Origin of the sequence: Nitrospirillum amazonense, from assembly GCF_007828035.1 — a bacterium.
In the GTDB taxonomy this organism is placed as follows: Bacteria; Pseudomonadota; Alphaproteobacteria; order Azospirillales; family Azospirillaceae; genus Nitrospirillum; species Nitrospirillum amazonense.
On the sequence record NZ_VITV01000027.1, the window covers coordinates 1 to 3150 of the forward strand.

Annotated in this window: 4 protein-coding genes; all 4 read left to right on the forward strand. The window is 67.4% G+C overall.

All coding sequences use genetic code 11. The annotated features are described in order from the left end of the window. Nucleotides 1-77 precede the first annotated feature (77 nt). On the forward strand, nucleotides 78-512 hold the full coding sequence (tnpA, locus tag FBZ87_RS28935) for an IS66-like element accessory protein TnpA (RefSeq protein WP_088874766.1): 435 nt from the start codon (nucleotides 78-80) through the stop codon (nucleotides 510-512). Further along, a complete protein-coding gene (tnpB, locus tag FBZ87_RS28940) occupies nucleotides 509-856 on the forward strand; it encodes an IS66 family insertion sequence element accessory protein TnpB (protein WP_088874767.1) in 348 nt (115 codons plus the stop codon). Before tnpA ends, tnpB begins: the two co-directional genes overlap by 4 nt. Before the next feature lie 96 nt (nucleotides 857-952). Beyond that, the gene (tnpC, locus tag FBZ87_RS28945; protein WP_145614027.1) at nucleotides 953-2563 is read left to right on the forward strand and encodes an IS66 family transposase; all 1611 of its coding nucleotides are present in this window, start codon (nucleotides 953-955) and stop codon (nucleotides 2561-2563) included. Next, on the forward strand, nucleotides 2560-3135 hold the full coding sequence (locus tag FBZ87_RS28950) for a plasmid pRiA4b ORF-3 family protein (protein ID WP_145614028.1): 576 nt from the start codon (nucleotides 2560-2562) through the stop codon (nucleotides 3133-3135). The genes tnpC and FBZ87_RS28950 overlap by 4 nt, the downstream gene beginning before the upstream one ends. The last annotated feature ends 15 nt before the right edge of the window (nucleotides 3136-3150 follow it).

The window sequence follows — 3150 nt, forward strand, 5'->3', positions numbered from 1 at the left end:
GTAAGCGTCAGCGCAGCCACGCCTTCCCAGGGCGTTATTGATGGGCATGCTTGCCGCTCGGCTTGAGTGGTGGACGCATGGACGACGTGACGGTGATCGGCAAGGAGGCGCTTCGAAGTGCTCATACGAGCGCTCCTGAGCTGCACGGCGAGGTTTTGGGCGGCCCGGAGCGTCGGCGGCGCTGGAGTACCGAGGAGAAGCTGCGGGTTCTGGCGCAGAGTGTGGCGCCGGGGTCGTCGCCGAGCCTGACGTGCCGCATGCACGGTATCAGCACCGGTCAGCTGTCGACGTGGCGCAAGCAGTTCCGGTCGGGTGAGTTGACGGGGTTCGTTCCGGTTTCGGTCGTTGCCGATGCGGCGTTGCCCGAACCGGCGGTCGTTCCTGAAGCGGCGGAGCAGGCCCCCATTTCCATCGGCATGATCGAGGTCGAGCTGCCGACCGGCGTGAGGCTGCGGATCACCGGTGATGTCGGCGAGGCGGCCTTGCGACGGGTTTTGGCGGCATTTTCGTGATCGGTATTCCGGGCAATGTGCGCATCTACCTGGCGTGCGGCGCGACCGACATGCGCCGCGGGTTCGACAGCCTAGCCGCCCAGGTGCAGACGATGCTGAGGCTCGATCCCCATGACGGCGCGCTTTACGCCTTCCGGGGGCGGCGTGGCGACCTGATCAAGATTCTATGGTGGGACGGCCAGGGCCTTTGCCTGTTCTCCAAGCGGCTGGAGCGCGGCCGGTTCGTCTGGCCGCAGGCCAGGGAGGGTTCGGTCGCGCTCACCGCCGCCCAGGTTTCCATGCTGCTGGAAGGGATCGATTGGCGGACGCCGGTGCGCACCTGGCAACCGGACGCGGCCTGCTGAGCGCGCTCGGTCCCATGTGGCCCCCGGCGCGTCATAGTGACTCGGGTGCTGTCCACCACCCTGCCGACGGCGGCGTTTTCGGGTAGAATCCGTTCCATGACCGACGCCGCCGCAGAGATCGCCGAGCTCCGTGCCAGGCTCGCCGAACGCGAGGCCGAACTGGCCGCGGCGCGGGCGGAGTTGACCGGCGCGCGCCTCCTGATCGAGCAGTACAAGGCCCAACTGGCCAAGCTGCGCCGGATGCAGTTCGGCCGCTCGTCGGAGAAGCTCGACCGGCAGATCGCCCAACTGGAACTGATGCTGGAAGACCTGGAGGAAGGCGAGGCCACCCGGACAGCGCCGTCGCTGGATGCCGGGAACGCGGCCCCGGAACGACGCCAGCGGGATCAGCACCATCCGGTGCGCCGTCCCCTACCGGAGCACCTGCCACGCGAGGAGATCGTCCATTCCCCCGGTGACGTCTGCCCCGGCTGCGGCGGCACGCATTTCTCCCGGCTGGGCGAGGACGTGACCGAGGTGCTGGAGAAGATCCCGGCCCGGCTCAAGGTGATCCGCCACATCCGGCCGAAGCTCTCCTGCCGGGCATGCGAGGCCATCCTCCAGGCGCCGGCCCCGGACCTGCCGGTGGAGAAGGGCCGCCCCGGGCCCGGCCTGCTGGCCAATGTCGTGGTGTCGAAGTACCTGGACGGGCTGCCGCTCTACCGGCAATCGGCGATCCTGGCACGCGAGGGCATCGCGATCGAGCGCGCGACCTTGGCCGATTGGGTCGGCCATGCCGCCTGGTGGGTGGCCCCCCTGGCCGGTCTGATTGGCGCCCATGTGATGGCGGCGCCGGTCATCCACACCGACGACACGCCGATCAAGGTGCTGGCGCCGGGCAACGGCCAGACCAGGCTCGGTCGGCTCTGGACCTACCTGGTCGATGAGCGGCCCTGGTGTGGCGATCATGCGCCGGCGGCGTTCTATCGCTTCAGCCCGGACCGCAAGGGTGAGCGCCCGCGTGAGCATCTCTCCGGATTCAGCGGCGTGATCCAGGCCGACGCCTACACGGGCTATGAGGCCCTGACCCGGCCATCGGGCCTGGCCCCGCCCGGTATCGTTCCACCAGGTATCGTTCCACCAGGTATCATCCATGCGGCCTGTTGGGCCCATGCGCGGCGGCATCTCTACGACCAGTACGAGAAGACCAAGTCGCCGATCGCTGAAGAGGCCTTGCGCCGGATCGGGCGGCTCTACGAGGTCGAGGCCGCGATCACCGGCCTGTCGGCCGAACAGCGCCGGGACGCGCGACAGCAGCTCGCCGTTCCCATCCTCGACGACCTCAAGCCATGGCTGGAGGCGCAGCAGCGGCGCCTGTCGGCCAAGAACACGCTGGGCAAGGCGATCGGATATGCGCTGAACCGCTGGGACGCGCTCACCCTCTATGTCGCCGACGGCCGCATCGCCATCGACAACAACCCCGCCGAACGCTCCCTGCGTGGCATCGCGATCACCAGGAAGAACTTCCTGTTCCTGGGTTCCGAGGCGGGTGGCGACCGGGCGGCACTGCTCTACTCCGTCCTGGAGACGGCGAAGCTGAACGGGCTCAATCCCGAGGCCTATCTGGCGCATGTCCTGGACCGCATGGCCAAGGGCCATCCGATCAACCGGCTGGCCGAACTTCTACCCTGGAACTGGACACGCCGGGCTGACAAACTCGCGGCATGACCGCCGATGCCCCCCTCCCGCCAGAGCTCATCGCGACAGTCCGCATCGACCTGCTCGACACTGACCCGCTGATCTGGCGCGAGGTCGAGGTGCCGGTCACGATGACGCTGAAGCAATTGCATGGCGTCATCCAGGCCGCCATGGAATGGCAGGATGCCCATCTCTGGTCATTCGCCAGCGACAGCGAGGAGATATCCCAAAGCCGGGCTGCCAAGCTGCCGCTTCAAGACCTGCTGCGGCCTCGCAAGACCAAGCTCCTCTACAACTACGACTTCGGTGACTGCTGGGAACATCAACTGACCGTGACCCGGCCCCGTCCGCCCGAAATGGGTGTCGCCTATCCCCGCTACGTCGCTGGGGAAGGTGCCGCGCCGCCCGAGGATTGCGGCGGCATTCCCGGCTTCTACGCCCAGCTCGACATCCTCGCTGACCCGAACCATCCCGATCATGACGAGATCAAGGAGTGGCTCGGTGACTACGATCCCAGCGTCTTCCATGAGCAATCGGTCAGGCAAAGGCTCGCCCGCATCGCCGCCCGCCGGTCAGCGCCGAAAAAGGCAAAAACGCGGTGATCCGCTGACGCTTAC